15 protein-coding genes and 2 pseudogenes are annotated in these 15,646 nt (G+C 62.6%); 8 read left to right on the forward strand and 9 right to left on the reverse strand.

Going from position 1 to position 15,646, the window contains the following annotated elements; all coding sequences use genetic code 11:
* Positions 1–2: 2 nt before the first annotated feature.
* A complete protein-coding gene (locus tag QO034_RS11860; protein WP_284485751.1) occupies positions 3–554 on the reverse strand; it encodes a TRAP transporter small permease in 552 nt (183 codons plus the stop codon).
* 80 nt (positions 555–634) lie between these two features.
* Positions 635–1,594: a TRAP transporter substrate-binding protein gene (locus QO034_RS11865; RefSeq protein WP_284485831.1), complete on the reverse strand. Its 960-nt coding sequence runs from the start codon at positions 1,592–1,594 to the stop codon at positions 635–637.
* Positions 1,595–1,784: 190 nt separating this feature from the next.
* Here QO034_RS11865 and QO034_RS11870 point away from each other — a divergent pair, with 190 nt between their 5' ends.
* Positions 1,785–2,726: a LysR family transcriptional regulator gene (locus QO034_RS11870; protein WP_284485752.1), complete on the forward strand. Its 942-nt coding sequence runs from the start codon at positions 1,785–1,787 to the stop codon at positions 2,724–2,726.
* A gap of 101 nt (positions 2,727–2,827) precedes the next feature.
* On the opposite strand, the pseudogene QO034_RS11875 reads toward QO034_RS11870, so the two are convergent.
* Positions 2,828–3,034 (reverse strand): annotated as a pseudogene (locus QO034_RS11875) (hypothetical protein); the annotation flags it as partial.
* A 215-nt stretch (positions 3,035–3,249) separates the two neighbouring features.
* Between QO034_RS11875 and QO034_RS11880 the strand changes: the two are divergent.
* From QO034_RS11880 to QO034_RS11900, 5 genes and pseudogenes are all read left to right on the forward strand, one after another.
* The gene (locus tag QO034_RS11880; RefSeq protein WP_284485753.1) at positions 3,250–3,606 is read left to right on the forward strand and encodes an SHOCT domain-containing protein; all 357 of its coding nucleotides are present in this window, start codon (positions 3,250–3,252) and stop codon (positions 3,604–3,606) included.
* A 54-nt stretch (positions 3,607–3,660) separates the two neighbouring features.
* The gene (locus QO034_RS11885; protein WP_284485754.1) at positions 3,661–4,023 is read left to right on the forward strand and encodes a hypothetical protein; all 363 of its coding nucleotides are present in this window, start codon (positions 3,661–3,663) and stop codon (positions 4,021–4,023) included.
* Positions 4,011–5,399 carry a multicopper oxidase family protein gene (locus QO034_RS11890; protein WP_284485755.1) on the forward strand — a complete coding sequence of 463 codons (1,389 nt, stop codon included), beginning with the start codon at positions 4,011–4,013 and terminating at the stop codon, positions 5,397–5,399. The genes QO034_RS11885 and QO034_RS11890 overlap by 13 nt, the downstream gene beginning before the upstream one ends.
* A gap of 41 nt (positions 5,400–5,440) precedes the next feature.
* Positions 5,441–5,890 carry a DUF411 domain-containing protein gene (locus QO034_RS11895; protein WP_284485756.1) on the forward strand — a complete coding sequence of 150 codons (450 nt, stop codon included), beginning with the start codon at positions 5,441–5,443 and terminating at the stop codon, positions 5,888–5,890.
* A 178-nt stretch (positions 5,891–6,068) separates the two neighbouring features.
* Positions 6,069–6,470 (forward strand): annotated as a pseudogene (locus QO034_RS11900) (dioxygenase family protein); the annotation flags it as partial.
* Positions 6,471–6,485: 15 nt separating this feature from the next.
* On the opposite strand, the gene QO034_RS11905 reads toward QO034_RS11900, so the two are convergent.
* The 5 genes from QO034_RS11905 to QO034_RS11925 all read right to left on the reverse strand — a co-directional run bounded on the left by QO034_RS11905 (position 6,486) and on the right by QO034_RS11925 (position 11,294).
* Positions 6,486–8,375: an FAD-binding monooxygenase gene (locus QO034_RS11905; protein WP_284485757.1), complete on the reverse strand. Its 1,890-nt coding sequence runs from the start codon at positions 8,373–8,375 to the stop codon at positions 6,486–6,488.
* A 27-nt stretch (positions 8,376–8,402) separates the two neighbouring features.
* The gene (locus QO034_RS11910; protein WP_284485758.1) at positions 8,403–8,600 is read right to left on the reverse strand and encodes a P-loop NTPase family protein; all 198 of its coding nucleotides are present in this window, start codon (positions 8,598–8,600) and stop codon (positions 8,403–8,405) included.
* Between the two features lie 418 nt (positions 8,601–9,018).
* Positions 9,019–9,978: a glutathione S-transferase family protein gene (locus tag QO034_RS11915; protein WP_284485759.1), complete on the reverse strand. Its 960-nt coding sequence runs from the start codon at positions 9,976–9,978 to the stop codon at positions 9,019–9,021.
* A 12-nt stretch (positions 9,979–9,990) separates the two neighbouring features.
* A complete protein-coding gene (ygiD, locus tag QO034_RS11920) occupies positions 9,991–10,812 on the reverse strand; it encodes a 4,5-DOPA-extradiol-dioxygenase (RefSeq protein WP_284485760.1) in 822 nt (273 codons plus the stop codon).
* A 59-nt stretch (positions 10,813–10,871) separates the two neighbouring features.
* On the reverse strand, positions 10,872–11,294 hold the full coding sequence (locus QO034_RS11925) for a DoxX family protein (protein ID WP_284485761.1): 423 nt from the start codon (positions 11,292–11,294) through the stop codon (positions 10,872–10,874).
* A gap of 114 nt (positions 11,295–11,408) precedes the next feature.
* On the opposite strand from QO034_RS11925, the gene QO034_RS11930 reads away from it, so the two are divergent.
* Entirely contained in the window at positions 11,409–12,305 is an 897-nt protein-coding gene (locus QO034_RS11930; protein ID WP_284485762.1) for a LysR family transcriptional regulator, read from the forward strand.
* Positions 12,306–12,422: 117 nt separating this feature from the next.
* Here QO034_RS11930 and katG read toward each other — a convergent pair whose 3' ends face one another.
* Complete coding sequence (gene katG, locus QO034_RS11935) at positions 12,423–14,600, reverse strand: catalase/peroxidase HPI (RefSeq protein WP_284485763.1); 2,178 nt, start codon at positions 14,598–14,600, stop codon at positions 12,423–12,425.
* A 118-nt stretch (positions 14,601–14,718) separates the two neighbouring features.
* Between katG and QO034_RS11940 the strand changes: the two genes are divergently transcribed.
* On the forward strand, positions 14,719–15,615 hold the full coding sequence (locus tag QO034_RS11940; protein WP_284485764.1) for a hydrogen peroxide-inducible genes activator: 897 nt from the start codon (positions 14,719–14,721) through the stop codon (positions 15,613–15,615).
* Positions 15,616–15,646 lie beyond the last annotated feature (31 nt).

Here is a 15,646-nt window from a genome sequence, read left to right on the forward strand (position 1 = left end):
GATTAATCCTCCTTGCGCGCGGGATCCGCGTCGCGCAGGGTGTCGGCCTTGATCGCATCAAGATCGATCTGGTCGGGGTCCGTGACCTCTTCGCCGCGCACGAGCTTGATGTAATTGACCTGAAGAATGCGGATGGTCATCAAGGTGAAGGCGATGGGCAGGACGATATAGACCCACTTCATCTCGATGCCGAGAGTCTGGCTCTTCCAGAACTTGTTCATCTTGTTGAAGACGAAATCGTAGGACAGCCAGATGAAGGTGACGTTGAAGGCGATCCAGAACAGATCGGCGAAGGCTTCGATGTATTTGATGTAACCGTGCGGCAGGAACCGGAACTGGAACGTCACCCGGTTATGCGCGCCTTTCAGGGCCGCGAAACTGGCGCCGAAGAACACGAACCAGACGAACATGTAGACGGACAGTTCCTCGATCCACGAGAAGGAATAGCCAAACGCCTCGCGTGATACGATCTGAACGAACAGCAGCAGCACGAAGCCGCTCAGCAGCGTTCGGCAGATGATACTTTCGATATTGTTGAAAATCTTGGCCGGCATCTGGACACTCCTGTGGGGTGCGGAGAAGCGCCTCGGGGCGCTTCTCCGGTCGGTCGGCGGTTTGAAACCTGGGAGGAGGCTTATTCGGAGACCGGGTCGCGACCGATTTCGGCCAGGGCGGCGTTGAGCTTCTCGATGCCGCCGATGGAGTCGTAGAACTTCGGCCAGACCGCAGTGGTCGCAAGGTCAATGAATTCCTGCTCGTCATTGGCCGGGTCCGAGATTTCCATCCCGCGCGAAACGAGCTCTTCCTTGATCCGGGCTTCCTGCTCGCGCAGGTATTGCTCGGAGAAATCAGTCGCTTTCTGACCGGCGGCCAGGATCGCGTTCTGGTCCTCTTCGGACAGGCTCTGGAACACCGATTCCGACACGATCAGCGGCTCGATAGAGAACAGGTAGCGCAGGTTGGTGATGTATTTCTGCACTTCGTCGAACTTCATCGCATAGACGGTGATATAGGGGTTGTCCTGACCGTCCACGACCTTGGTCTGAAGACCGGCGAAGGTTTCCGACCACGCCATCGGGGTCGGATTCACACCCCAGGCCTGGTAGGTGGCGATCATGATCTCGTTCTTGGGCACCCGGATGACCAAGTCCTGCAGGTCGGCCACTTCGGTCACGGGCTTTTTCGAGTTGGTCAGAACCCGGAAGCCGGAATAGGCCCAGCCGATAATGCGCACGCCGGAATCACGGATGGTGTTCTCGACCAGTTCCTGACCCACGGGGCCTTGCGTCAGCTTGACCGCGTCTTCGAGGCTCAGGATGATGTAGGGCAGCGTCAGCGTGCCCACGGATGGCGAGAACGGCGTCACGTTGTTGATCGCCAGGATCGAGAAGTCCAGCAAGCCGATTGCCGCGTCATTGACGGTGTCCTGTTCGGAACCGAGCTGACCATTCAGGAAGAGCGTGGCAGTGTGTGCGCCGTTGCTTTCCTCTTCCAGCGCGGCGATGAAAGCCTTGCCGAGCGCCTCCTGGGTGCCACCGGCGCCGTCGCCAACCGCGATCTTGAACTCCTTGGCGGCGACCGGTGCCGCCGCCATGATCGCTGCGACTGAAACGGCGGTGCCGAGTTTTACAAGTTGTTGAATGAAGCTCACGTCTTCCTCCCGAGTGAAAATGTTTACCCAAGGTTAATTTGCTCGGGCATGGCGGGCTCTCTAACCTGTGGAAAAGCGTTCAAAAATATATTAGTGTGAAACCTATGTTTGATGATTTGGAAACATTCTGACCATGCGGAAACCCCTGCCTGCGCTCAACATCGGGGATGCGGACCTGAAACTTCTGCGTGTTTTCAAAAGCGTGGCGCAATGCGGCGGAGTTTCCGCGGCGGAACCCGAACTGAACATCGGCCGGTCCACGATTTCCAAACACCTGTCCGATCTGGAATTGCGGCTCGGATTGCGCCTGTGCAGCCGCGGCCCGGCCGGCTTCCATCTCACCGACGAAGGGGTGCAGGTGCTCCGGGCAACCGAATCGCTGCTCGATTCGGTGCGTGGCTTCGCCACCGACGTGAGCCAGGTTCGCAACACCCTGGCCGGGACATTGCGTATTGCCTGCTTCGATCAGTGCATCACCAATAATGATGCCCGCCTCAGCAGCAGCATACGGCTCTTTTCCGACCGTGCGCCCGATGTCGATCTGCAACTTTCTCTGCTACCGCCCAACATTATCGAGGCGCAGTTGATCGAGGGAAAGCTGGATGTCGGCATAGTCGCCATGCACAAGCCCTCGCCCGCTCTGGACTACATACCCGTGCACAACGAACGGATGTATCTCTATTGCGGACCCAGTCATCCGTTTTTCGACCGCGATCCGTCCGAGCTGACCCTGGAACACGTGAAGGACGCACGCTATGCCGGTATTTCCTTCAACTCACCCAATCTCAACTATGGCCAGCAGCTCGGCCTGCGCCCCAAGGCGGTGGTGCAGAACGAGGTCATGCTGGCTGTCCTCGTCATCTCGGGTCGATACATCGGGTTCATGCCCGATCATATGGCGGTTCTCTTTGAACGCATCGGCAAGATGCGCCGGGTCATGCCTGAGGCGATCCACTATACCACCGATTACGCAGCCGCGACACGCCGGGCTCCGGAACCTAACCGCGTGACGAGGGTATACCTTGATTGCATGAAGACAGCCTATACCCAGCCGAGCCTGATTGGCACATTGTGACCAAGGCGAGGCACATGCTGCTTTGCACGGCATTCTGCGGTGTCGGTGTGAGAGGCGGCTCAGTTTGTCTGAACGGCTTGAAGCCGTTTTTATAGTGGATGAAGCTCCGGCAACCATCCGCTCCCCTTCAAGAAGCGCTCGGTCTTCGTCGCCATCTCGCCCTTCTTCAGGTGATCGGGGAATAGCGCCGTCCCCTCCCCTTTCGCCTCGCGCACGGCCTCGACGATCCGGGCCTTGGGCACACGGTTCAGGCAGGTGTCGTCCGTCGGCTCACACCCCGCCTCGACCATGTCGAGATCGGCCGCTCGGACTGAGCCATGCGGCGCGTCGGGCCACCGGAAGATGGTCACGATCCAGCCCGATGCGGTAGCGACGACCGCCAGATAGAAACGTTCCCGTTGAGCAATGGAGCCAACGCCTCCGGCAACTGGAGAGCCAACAGAGCATTGGGCTTGACCTTCCGGTTGCTGGAACCCCTATGATGGAAGGTATTCACTCACGCATATCGCCAGGAGGGGATGTCATGTCGCGAAATGAACTCACAAAATTGTGGTACGGGACAACGATTCTGGCTGCTGTCGGTTCTCTGAAAGCTTCCGCTGCGCTCGCCTATCCTGTCGAGGGACGATACGTCGACCACTATGGGATGATGGGATGGGGCGGCTGGTTCTACGGACCCGTCATGATGCTTCTGTTCTTCGCGCTTCTCGTGGGTGCGGTGGTTCTCGTGGTTCGACTGCTTGGGTCAGACAGCCTCCGATCCGGCGAGAAGCAGGAAGACCGCGCGCATGTCATCCTGCGGGAGCGCTTCGCCAAGGGGGAAATCACGAAAGAGGAATTCGAGGAGTCGCGGAAGGTTCTGGACGGAGGGGCGTCGTGAACATCGGCAAAATGTCGGAAGCCAGCCGCCTGCACGCCAATACGATCCGCTAACATGAGGATATCAGGCTCGGGCGGCCCGCGCGGCGCACATGACTATCGCGACTTCTCGGAGCGCGATGACCACAAACCCGCGTTTCTTGTGAAGCCCATGCTTCTTGTCAGCGCGTCCGGTCGCGCGGCGCTTGACAAGCTGCGGCTGACCACGGCGATGCAAGACGCGGCACCCGTGGTTGCGCGGCGTCTCAGACGATCCTTCGGAGTAGAAAGCGTGCTCACCCCGGCCATTCCCGCGACCACGGCAGCCCTCACGACGGTGACATCGTCCCCGTCCGAAAACACGCGCATCGCAGCGCAGCAACCGAAAACGGTGCAACTCACCGCACATGCTTCAGGAGACGTTCCATGGCGCACATGAACCGCCGCCGCTTTCATCAGGCCCTCTTTGGCACGACGGTGAGTCTGTGTTTGCCGCGGATTGGTCAGGCTGAAGCGACCGAAGACCTCTTTGCCCGCGCGACGCGCGCCCGATTGGCTCCTGACGAATACCCGGAGACCGAAGTCTGGGCCTATGACGGTTCGGTGCCCGGACCTGTCATTCGAGTGCCTCAAGGCGGACAGGTTTCACGGAAATTCATCAACGAACTGCCGCAGGCGTCAAGTGTGCATTGGCATGGAATCCGCATCGACAATGCTATGGACGGCGTCGCCGGCCTGACCCAGGACGCCGTCGAACCTGGTACCGACTTCCTCTACGACTTCACGGTGCCGGACGCCGGAACCTACTGGTATCACCCCCACAATCGCAGCTGGGAACAGATGGCGCGCGGTCTCTATGGCGCGCTCATCGTGGAGGAGGCCGAATCTGGACCCGAGGTCGATCTCGACGAAGTGCTGCTGATCGACGACTGGCGCCTGACCGATCAGGCGCAGATCGCGGACGATTTCGGCGCCATGCATGACTGGGCACATGCCGGGCGCGTCGGCAACTGGATCACCGTGAACGGTGATGGCGCATGGTCGCGCGACATCAAGCACCTTTCACGTATGCGTCTTCGGCTTGTGAACACGGCGAATGCCCGGATCTTCGCGTTGGAGACCCGTGGACTGGACGGCTGGGTGGTCGCGCTCGACGGCATGCCGCTCGAGACACCGGAGCGGCTGGACCGCCTGACCCTCGCGCCCGCGCAGCGGGCCGACCTGATTGTCGATGTCACGGCGGAGGACGGCGAGGAGGCCCTGCTCGTCAGCTTCGAGCGGGACGGCGGCTACGCAATCGCGGGGTTTCCTGTGCGGGGAAAGGCTCGCGCCGCGCGCCTCGCCAATCCGGCTCCGCTGCCGCCCAACCCGGTGGCCGCACTCGGGTCATTGCGCGAAGCCCGGCGTGCGGACCTCCTGATGGAGGGTGGCGCAATGGGAGGCATGCGCGGTGCCATGATGGGAGGCCGGATGATGAGCATGCGCGACATGGCGGCGGCCGGCAAGGTCTGGGCCTTCAACGGCATGGCTGACATGGGCGATACGCCTCTGATAGAGGCTGACCGGGGAGAGACGATACGGATCGCGCTCACCAACGATACGGCTTGGCCGCACGCGATGCATCTGCATGGTCATCATTTCAGAAAGATCGCCATAGATGGCTCATTGGGTCCCTTGCGAGACACGCTTCTGATGGAGCGGGACGAGACGGCAGAGATCGCTTTCGTCGCCGACAACCCCGGAGTCTGGCTCCTTCACTGCCACATGCTGGAGCATTCCGCCGCCGGAATGATGACCTGGTTGCGCGTGGCCTGAAACATGGGCACTCAAGATATAAAGGAAACAGGAGAAATCACATGAACCGCAGACATTTCATCATGACGACCCTGGCCTTGGCCACCGCATCCCGGCCCCTGCATGCGGCACCCACCCGGATCGAGGTCTACAAGTCACCGACCTGCGGTTGCTGTTCCGCATGGATCGAGCACATCGCCCGAGCCGGATTCGCCGTGGATTCCCGGGATGTCGATCAGGACACGCTCCATTCCCTCAAGGCCCGGTCCGGGATCGCACCCGAACTGGCCTCCTGCCACACGGCGATCGTGGATGGATATGTCATCGAAGGCCATGTCCCGGCCAGCGATGTCGAACGCCTTCTCGCCGAAAGGCCGGACGCGCTCGGGCTGACGGTTCCGGGCATGCCGATCGGTTCTCCAGGCATGGAGATGGGCGAAGAGCGCGAGGCCTTCGATACGCTCCTGATTCTACGTGACGGCACCAGCGAGGTCTTCGCACGGCACACGTGATGTTCGACGGCCGACCAATCGCTTCGGATCCCCCGGCCATTGCACCTCGGAACACCTGTGGCCGGCGGTGGAGGAGAGACCAATGCGAAGGCTGACTGCCGTAGCTCTCTGCCGGTCTCAAAGCCAGGAGTTCGACCTACAGTATACTCGTGCGTTGCCGGTGGCGACTGGTGGGGATCCGGTCGATGAAGCCGCCGGTGAACTGCTGCGTTTCATGGGCCATCATCCGAACCGTCCCGGCAACATGCATTTCATCATTCCAAAGGACGGCTGCCGCCCGCTGATCGGCCAGATCTATGATCTCCGACAGTGCGTGGCTGGAAGATGACAGCGTCTTTGCGGCCAAGGAAAGCCCGATCGGAAAATTCAAGCCGGCGGTCAGCCGGGTGGCGGTCGGTGAAGCTGTCCGCGTCGTTCCCGATCCGGTGTCATCCGCGCCGCGAAAAGGCATGGAATTCCTCAGGATAGAACCGAAATCGCGCGCACCGAACTGTCTGTCTGCTACCGCCTCGACGAACAGGGCGTGCGTGTCCAGAACTGCGTCCGCCTTGCACAGAAGGCCGCGCGCAGGATCCTGTGACGCCCATCTTGACGGTCAGGTTGCCGGGCGCAGGATACCGTCAAAGAACGTGGCCAGGGCCAGCCCTCCGCCGATCGGCAGAATGTTCGCAACATATTGATCGGGACGGACCACGACGATGCAGCCGCGCGTTCGGTCGATCCCGCGCAGCGCGTAGATGTCCTGCCCGGCCCGCTGGTCGGCGCAGAAAACCTTTTCGTGATCCGTCAGGCCAAAGCGCCCCTTGCGCGGCAGGAGCAGGTCCGGCAGCGACGCGGCGTCCAGATCATGGTGATGGCAGGGATAGATCGCGCGCAGGTCGATCACACTGTCCGGATCAGCCCCCGCGCGGGTGAAACGGCGCAACGGCGCGGCGGGATCGTCGGCGAGGAACGCCAACAGCGCATCCGCGTCGGATCGCGCCTTTGTCCCGACGAAGACGAAGACGCGCCATCGTCCGTCCGCCTGCACCACGTGGCCAAGGTGCATGGGCTTTGCGTCAAAGAAGCGGATCACCGGCGCGGAATGGAACCGCGCGCCGATCTCGAATCCGTGGGCCAGCGCCTGATGGCTACCGTCTCCGGTCAGGGCCGACGGCGCATAACGCACCGCCACGCCCGCCGTATATCGCCCGTGTTCGATGAAGTATTTCTGGAACACCGGCGTCGCCTCGTCCGGCTCGGATCCGGACCTGTCGGACATGATTTTCGCCCATTCGCGGTCGAAATCGATCAGGTTCCGCGCCACACCTTGCCGTTCGGCGGAATAGCTGTGCAGCAGCGTTGCCTCGGCCTGCCCGTGCAGGACCGCCGCCAGTTTCCAGCCAAGATTGAACGTATCGCCCATCGACACGTTCATCCCCTGCCCGGCCTTCGGGCTGTGCGTGTGACAGGCGTCCCCCGCGATAAAGACGCGCGGCGAACGTTCACCTTCGGCTCCCACCGGCACGTCGTCGAACTTGTCGCACAGACGCTGGCCGATCTCGTAAACCGACCACCAGGCCACATCCTTCACCTCGAAGCTGTAGGGCCGCAGGATCCGTTGCGCCGCCGCGATCAGGTCGTCGACGCGGATCTTGCGGTCGGCGACGCGTTCGTCGGCGGCGAGCTTGTCCATCTCGATATAGAGCCGCACCAGGTAGCCGCCTTCGCGCGGGATGATCAGGATGGTGCCCTGATCGGCGGACCGGACAAGGGACTTGAACCGGATGTCCGGGAAATCCGTGGTGCAGAGCACATCCATCACGCCCCAGGCGTGGTTCGCGGCTTCCCCCGTCAGCGTCCGCCCTATGGCCTTGCGCACGGAACTGCGGGCGCCGTCGCAGCCGACGACATAGCGCGCACGGATCTTCACCTCCGGCCCGGCGCCTTCGGCGGGCCGGAACGTCACGGTGACGGGATGATCCCCGGCGTCTTCCTCCACCGACAGGTCGGTCATCTCGAACCCGTAATCCGGAGTCAGCCGCGACGGCGCATTCCGCATGACGTCCAGATACATGTCATGCACCCGCGCCTGGTTCAGGATCACGTGCGGCATCTCGCTCAGGCCGTCCCTGACATCCTGCACCCGGCCGTTCCGGACGATGCCGCCGCCGGGTCCGGGCTTCCAGAAGGCCGCCTCGTTCACCCAGTAGGCTTCGCGTTTGACCGCCTCGGCGAAACCGAAGGCCTGGAACATTTCCATCGACCGGCAGGACACGCCGTCGGCCTGCCCCTTCTCCATCGGTCCCGGCTTGCGTTCGACGATGCAGGTGGAGATCTCGGGAAAGGCCGAAAGCTGCGCCGCGAGGGTCAGCCCGGCCGGACCGGACCCGACAATCAGCACATCGGTCTTGGCGGGCAGACCGTCCCGATGCGCCCCAGCGCCGGGAACGGCTTCGGAAATGTCGGGGTCGCCGGGGCGAAAACCGTTCAGATGGAATTGCATGCGTGTCCTCCCGCTTTGCCTGCCGCCTCAGACTCCCGGCCAGGTATGCCGGGCGGCCTCGTCGGCCCTGATGCCGCCGGCGCTGCCGGTCCAGACCACCCGACCCTTGCCGACCACAAGCACATCGTCGGCAAGGAACGTGGCGAATCCGAAGTTCTGCCTGTCGATAATCATCGACAGGCCCGCGGCTTTCAATTCCTGAAGCTTGTCGTGAATCGGCTTCACAATGATCGGCGCCGGACGTTCCGTCGGTTCTCCTCGACGGTGAGTCCGTCAAACAGCGTGCTCTTCTGATAGCTGCGCGACAAGCCACGCGTGACGTAGACGGCGCCAAAGCTCTTATCCAGATTGCGAGTCTCAAGCAGCAGTCTGTGCCTCCTCGGGCTCCTGGTTGCGCGTGGCGTCGGCCACGCGGCGTTTGATCCGCGCGCGACAGCGGGATTCGATCCAGCCGAAGATCCCGTTGGCGCGGCTCATGACGACGGCGATCCGGATCGCTCCGACGACAAGGTGTCAGCAGGTCGTCACCGCGCTGAGTTCATGTTGTAACAGCATCAACGCAACGGCTCGGACCAGCGTGCCAAGACCGCCGAGAATGATCACTACCAGCGCCTCGCCCGCCGCCCCCGGTCCGCCCTGTCATTCAGCCGCGCAAGAGTTCCGCCACATGGTCCGGCACGCCCGGCACGATGCCCGAGGGGTTGAGCGCCCTGATCGAATAGTATCCGCGCAGGATATGATCCATATCGACGGTGTCCCGCACGCCGGGAATACGCAGCATCCGCGCGACAAGGGCGGAAAGGCGTGGATAGTCCCGGATCTGCCGCCGGTTGGTCTTGAAAAGCCCGTGATAGGCCGCATCGAAGCGGATCAGCGTGACGAAAGCCCGGATGTCGGTTTCGGTCAGCCGGTCGCCGAACAGGAAATCCCCCGTCAGACGGGTTTCCAACTCATCGAGCATGGCGAAGATGCCGTCGATCGCCTCGTCATAGGCGAGCTGGGACGACGCGAAGCCCGCCTTGTAGACGCCGTTGTTCAACGCCTCGTAGATCCGCGGGTTGAGGGCGTCGATCTCGTCCGCCAGATCCTCCGGATAGAGGCGCAGGCCCGATGGCACGAGTTCCTCAAAGGCGGTATCGAACATGCGCAGGATGTCGGCGCTTTCGTTATTGACCATGGTGTTCCGCTTGGTGTCCCAGAGCACGGGAACCGTCGCGCGGCCGGTGAACCGCGCGTCCGCACGGGTATAGATCTGGTGCATGTAGCGGGCGCCGAAAAGCGGATCTTCCCCTGCCCCCGGAAATCCGCCGAAACGCCAGCCCTGGTCGGTCAGGACCGGGTTGACCACGCTCACCGGGATCACGTTTTCCAGCCCTTTCAGCTTGCGGGCGATCAGCGTGCGCGAAGCCCAGGGGCAGATCAGCGCGACGTAGAGCCTGTAACGGTCCGGTTCGGCCTGGAACCCGCCCTCCCCGGTCGGGCCGGGACGGCCGTCCGCCGTAATCCAGTTCCGAAAGTTCGACACCTGGCGGATGAACCGCCCGTCTTCATCGGCTTTCTGCACCGGCTGCCAGTTCTCAACCCATTTGCCATCCACCAGCATCTGGCACCCTCCCTAGGCCGGGTGAAAGATGAAGGACCGCATGGACACCGATCCGAGATCGATGGATTCGGTCATGAAGGTCAGATCGTCGCCGGTATCGGACGCACCGGCGATCGTGAGAGCGGGCAGGTAGTGATCGACGCTCGGATGCGCCGCGTCCAGAAGCGCCCCCAGCCCGTCCCGGTCGGCCAGGGCCGCGAAATCGCGATCCGTCAACCGGTCGGCCACCAGAGCATCGAAGTCCAGCGCGAAGTCGAGCGGCGCGCCGCCAAAGCGCATCGCGCGCAGATTGTGAACGACATTGCCCGAGCCGAGGATCAGAATGCCCCGGTCGCGCAGCGCCGACAGGGTCCGCCCGATGCCGATCTGATGCGACAGACCCCGGCTCATGTCGATGGACACCTGAAAGACCGGCACGTCGGCATCCGGGTAAAGGAATTTCAGCACCGCCCAGGCCCCGTGATCAAGACCCCAGCGGTCGTCTTCCTGCGCGCGATGGCTGCCCAGCATCGAGACAACCTCCCGCGCCAGGTCCGGCGCGCCGGACGCCGGATATTCCTGATCATACAAGGCCTGCGGAAACCTATGGAAATCGTGGATCGTGCGCGGCATGTCCGAAATATCGACCAGCGTCGCACCGCGGGTCATCCAATGCGCCGAGACGACCAGTATCGCCTTCGGGCGCGGCAAGGTCCGCCCCAGCGCGGACCAGGCGCGGCTGAACGGTCCGTCCTCTATGGCATGCATCGGGCTGCCATGGCCGAGAAACACGACCGGCATGCGGTCGGATGGCGCAAAGCGGTCCCTGAGTTCCCGAAGGCTGGTGGTCTGCATGGTCCGTCTCCTTGTCGATCTCCCGGCCGCGACGACGCGACCGGGAGATTGCGGAAAAGTCAAGCGAACTGGCCCAACGCCCTTTGAAGCGCGGGCACGCGCAGCGCAAACGCGCCGCTGCCCAGGGCCGCGATGCTGGCCTGGACCATCGTCCAGAAAAGCGGGAACTCCCAGCCGCCGCCTTCGGCCGAGAACTGCCAGCCGTTGCCCGCATGCACCCAGGTCGCTCCAAGCAGGACCGGGATCAACGCCAGCGACACCAGTCGGGTGGCAACGCCAAGAACCAGGGCCGCACCGCCGACGATCTCGGCGAATATCGTCAGGTAGGCGAAAATTCCCGGCAGGCCGAGACTCTCGAAATAGCCGACCGTTCCGGCGACGGTGAAAACGCTGATCTTGAGCCAGCCATGGGCGAGGAACAGGAGACCGCTGGACACCCGGAGGGCGAAGGCGGCGTAGTCTGCATTGGTCTGCGTGGTCATGTCGAAATCCTTTCATGCGCAGCTTGTTTCCTGCCCGATAGATAGGCCTTGCACACAAAGTCCGAAATGGCGAATATCGAGAATGACTTTCCATAATATGTTCTCAATATAGCCATGGATCTTGTCGATCAGCTTCGGGCCTTTGTCGCGACCGCCCAATCAGGTTCCTTCACCGCCGCCGCCGGCCAGCTTGGCATGTCGAACCGGCTGACCTCGAAATATGTCGCCGAACTTGAAACCCGCCTTGGCGTGCGTTTGTTTCAAAGAACCACCCGGAAAGTCGGGCTGACGCCGGCCGGAAGCGACCTGCTGGCCCGCGCGCCGGCCCTGCTCGACGATCTCGACGACATTCTGGCCGATGTCGCCGAGGGGTCTCGCGGGCTGTCGGGCGTCCTGCGCATATCCGCGCCCGTCACCTTCGGCGAAATCTACGTCACGGACATGCTGGCGCGATTTGCCATCGCCAATCCGGAGGTCACGATCGATCTCCGGCTGAATGACCGGTTTGCCGATCTCGCCGCCGAGGGCATCGACCTGGCCTTCCGGATGGGCGGGTTCGACATGGCCTCGCTCAAAGTCCGGCGGCTTGGCAGGTTCCGCAGCCTGACCGTCGCCAGCCCGGATTACGTGGCGCGGGCGGGCAGACCCGCGTCGCCCGACGACCTGTCGCGGCACAACTGCATCGTCGACACCAACCGCCGCGCGCCGCGACGTTGGGTCTTCCGGCGGGACGGACAGGACATACAGGCAAATGTGACCGGCCGCTTCAACGTCAATTCCGCCAGTGCGGCGGTCGGTCTGGCGCGCCGCGGGTTGGGCATTGCCTGCGTCCCGCGCTTTGCCTTGCGGGACGATCTGGCGACCGGACGCCTCGTGACCCTGCTGGATGGCTACGAGGGCGAAAGCGGTTCTCTCGCAGCGGTCTATCTGGAAGGCCGCGCCCTGCCGCGGAAGGTGCGCGCGGCAATCGACTTCGCCGCCGAGGATATCCGGAAAACGGACCTGCTGTAGAGACTGGCGCGGCACCGGCCATGACAAGCGCCGTCCCCGTCCCGGACACACGGATCGTTCGCCCCTGCCCCGCTCACAGGCGGGATGTCCGGGCGGCATTGCCGCCCGGACGGATCGTCATGCCACGAGATCGAAGCGATCGGCATTCATGACCTTCGTCCAGGCGGCGACGAAGTCGCGGACGAATTTTCCGGCGTTGTCGTCCTGGGCATAGACCTCGGCATAGGCGCGCAGGATCGAATTCGATCCGAACACCAGATCCGCGCTGGTCGCCGTCCACTTCACCGCGCCGGTCTTGCGGTCGCGGATTTCATAGGTCCCGTCCTCGGCCGGATGCCAGCTGTTGGCCATATCCGTCAGGTTGACGAAGAAGTCGTTCGTCAACTGGCCTTCGCGATCGGTGAAAACGCCGTGTTTCGAACCGCCGTGGTTGACGCCCAGCATGCGCATGCCGCCGACGAGAACGGTCATCTCCGCCGCCGTCAGGCCCAGAAGCTGCGCCTTGTCGAGCATCAGTTCTTCCGGTGCGACCGCGTATTTTTCCTTCTCCCAGTTCCGGAAGCCGCAGGCGAGCGGTTCGAGCGGCGAGAAGCTGTCGGCATCGGTCATGTCGTCGGTGGAATCACCGCGGCCCGGCGCGAACGGCACCTGAACGTCCTGGCCCGCCGCCTTGATTGCCTGCTCCAGACCGACGTTGCCGGCCAGGACAATCACGTCCGCGACCGAGGCCCCGGTTTCCGCGGCGATGGGTTCGAGAATGCCCAGAACCTTGGCAAGACGCTCGGGTTCGTTGCCTTCCCAGTCCTTCTGCGGAGCAAGACGGATGCGCGCGCCACTGGCGCCGCCGCGCTTGTCCGAACCGCGGAAAGTCCGCGCGCTGTCCCATGCGGTCGCGATCATCTCGCCCGCCGACAGGCCGCTTGCCGCGATCTTGGACTTCACGTCCGCCACATCGTAGGACGTGCTCCCGGCGGGGACCGGATCCTGCCAGATCAGGTCTTCCGCCGGCACGTCGGGGCCGTAGTAATTCGCCTTCGGACCCATGTCGCGGTGGGTCAGCTTGAACCAGGCGCGGGCGAAGGTATCGGCGAAATATTCGGGATCGGCGCGGAATTTCTGGCAGATCTCATTGTAGATCGGATCGACCTTCATCGCCATGTCGGCATCGGTCATCATCGGCATGCGGCGCACCGAGGGATCACTCGGATCGACCGGCATGTGATCTTCGGGCATGTCGACCGGTTTCCACTGGTTGGCACCGGCGGGCGACTTGGTCAATTCCCACTCATAGCCGAACAGATAGTCGAAATACCCCATGTCCCATTTGGTCGGATGCTGGGTCCAGGCGCCCTCGATCCCCGAGGTGAAGGCATTGGTCGCCTTTCCGCCCATGCCGGGATTGTCCCAGCCAAATCCCTGCATGTGAACCGGGCAACCTTCCGGTTCGGCGCCGATGCTGTCCGCAGCGCCCTTGCCATGCGCCTTGCCGACCGTGTGGCCGCCGCAGGTCAGGGCCGCGGTTTCCTCGTCGTTCATCGCCATGCGCGCGAAGGTTTCGCGCACATGCAGCGCGGACCGGGCCGGATCGGGATTGCCGTTCACCCCTTCGGGGTTGACATAGATGAGCCCCATGTGGACGGCCGCCAGCGGGTTGTAGAGCGTGGACGCATCGCCCAGATCGTCATAACGGTTCTCGCTCGCCGCGAGCCATTCGTTTTCAGCGCCCCAGTTCACGTCCTTCTCGGGACCCCAGATATCTTCCCGGCCGAAGCCGAAGCCGAAGGTTTTCAGGCCCATGGATTCATAAGCCATGTTTCCGGCGAGAATGATCAGGTCGGCCCAGCTGAGCGCGTTGCCGTATTTCTTCTTGACCGGCCAGAGCAGCCGGCGCGCCTTGTCGAGGCTGGCGTTGTCCGGCCAGGAATTCAGGGGGGCGAAGCGAATGTTGCCCGATCCTGCGCCGCCGCGGCCGTCGCCCAGACGGTAGGACCCGGCCGAATGCCAGGCCATGCGGATCATCAGGCCGCCATAGTGGCCCCAATCCGCCGGCCACCAGTCCTGACTGTCGGTCATCAGCGCTTTCACATCCGACTTCACGGCTTCGAAATCCAATGCTTTGACGGCTTCGCGGTGGGAATAATCCGGATCCATCGGATTGGTGCGCGCGCCATGCTGATGCAGGATTTCAAGGTTCAGGGACCGCGGCCACCACTTCGTGACGCTGTTGCCGATCTCGGTGTTCCCGCCATGCATGACGGGGCAGCCGCCAGCACGATCCACGTTGTTTCCGTCCATAGTTCTCTCCCGTATTTGATGAACCAACCAGAGCTCTCGTCTCAGATTGGAACACTTCTAACAAGAGGCATCGATTAAATCCAATTGAAAACTTTAAAGATTGCAATAAGCTGCGCTAATGATCGGTCTGACCCTCAAGCATCTCAGATACTTCGACGCTCTGGCGCGGCATAGCCACTTTGGGCGGGCCGCCGAGGCATGTTCCATCTCGCAACCGGCGCTGTCCCTGCAAATCAAGGACCTGGAAACTATGTTTGGCGCGCCGCTCTTGGAACGGGGGCCACGGCAGATTCGCCTGACACCCGTCGGAGAAGGCTTTCTGCTGAAGGCGCGGCAGATATTGCTGGGAGTCGAGGAACTCTATGACCTCGCCCGCGCCTCCGAAGGCCCGCTGACCGGGCGGTTGCGGATGGGCATCATTCCGACGGTCGCGCCATATTTTCTTCCCGCCGTCATAAGTGCGCTTTCGGATCGCTTTCCGGAACTGGATCTCGAACTGCGCGAAGCCTTGACCCGCTCGCTGATCGAAAGCCTACTGGACGGGCGGCTCGACCTCGCCGTCGTGGCCCTGCCGATTTCCGAACCGGCCCTGCGCGAATTCGCGCTGTTCGAGGAAGATTTCGTCCTGGTTCGCCCCCTGAAAGACGAGGGAAAGCCGGTTCCAAGCCCCAGGATGCTGCGAACCATGCGGCTGCTCCTGCTTGAAGAAGGCCATTGCTTTCGCGATCAGGCCCTGTCCTTCTGCCAGTTCACCAGATCCGAACCCCGCCAGATCATGGAAGGAAGCTCCTTGTCGACCCTGGTGCAGCTTGTCGGTTCCGGGATGGGCCTGACGCTGATACCCGAGATGGCGATCGGCCTGGAAACACCGCTGGCCAATGTCTCGGTCGCCCGTTTTCCGCCGCCGAGGCCGACGCGCACCATCGGGATGGTCTGGCGAAAGACGAACCCGCTTTCCGACCAACTCATGCAGATCGGATCGATCGTCCGCACCGTTGCTTCGGGCAGGTTCTGAGCAGGCCGCGCGAATGGCCTTCCATCGTGGA

The sequence above is a fragment of the Sedimentitalea xiamensis genome, from assembly GCF_030164465.1.
GTDB lineage: Bacteria > Pseudomonadota > Alphaproteobacteria > Rhodobacterales > Rhodobacteraceae > Sedimentitalea > Sedimentitalea xiamensis.

Bases quoted from the DNA above. Each gene is read 5' to 3' on its own strand.
- QO034_RS11860 (WP_284485751.1), bottom strand. From the start codon at position 554: ATGCCGGCCAAGATTTTCAACAATATCGAAAGTATCATCTGCCGAACG.
- QO034_RS11865 (WP_284485831.1), bottom strand. From the start codon at position 1,594: ATGGCGGCGGCACCGGTCGCCGCCAAGGAGTTCAAGATCGCGGTTGGC.
- QO034_RS11870 (WP_284485752.1), top strand. From the start codon at position 1,785: ATGCGGAAACCCCTGCCTGCGCTCAACATCGGGGATGCGGACCTGAAA.
- QO034_RS11880 (WP_284485753.1), top strand. From the start codon at position 3,250: ATGTCGCGAAATGAACTCACAAAATTGTGGTACGGGACAACGATTCTG.
- QO034_RS11885 (WP_284485754.1), top strand. From the start codon at position 3,661: ATGAGGATATCAGGCTCGGGCGGCCCGCGCGGCGCACATGACTATCGC.
- QO034_RS11890 (WP_284485755.1), top strand. From the start codon at position 4,011: ATGGCGCACATGAACCGCCGCCGCTTTCATCAGGCCCTCTTTGGCACG.
- QO034_RS11895 (WP_284485756.1), top strand. From the start codon at position 5,441: ATGAACCGCAGACATTTCATCATGACGACCCTGGCCTTGGCCACCGCA.
- QO034_RS11905 (WP_284485757.1), bottom strand. From the start codon at position 8,375: ATGCAATTCCATCTGAACGGTTTTCGCCCCGGCGACCCCGACATTTCC.
- QO034_RS11915 (WP_284485759.1), bottom strand. From the start codon at position 9,978: ATGCTGGTGGATGGCAAATGGGTTGAGAACTGGCAGCCGGTGCAGAAA.
- ygiD (WP_284485760.1), bottom strand. From the start codon at position 10,812: ATGCAGACCACCAGCCTTCGGGAACTCAGGGACCGCTTTGCGCCATCC.
- QO034_RS11925 (WP_284485761.1), bottom strand. From the start codon at position 11,294: ATGACCACGCAGACCAATGCAGACTACGCCGCCTTCGCCCTCCGGGTG.
- QO034_RS11930 (WP_284485762.1), top strand. From the start codon at position 11,409: ATGGATCTTGTCGATCAGCTTCGGGCCTTTGTCGCGACCGCCCAATCA.
- katG (WP_284485763.1), bottom strand. From the start codon at position 14,600: ATGGACGGAAACAACGTGGATCGTGCTGGCGGCTGCCCCGTCATGCAT.
- QO034_RS11940 (WP_284485764.1), top strand. From the start codon at position 14,719: ATGATCGGTCTGACCCTCAAGCATCTCAGATACTTCGACGCTCTGGCG.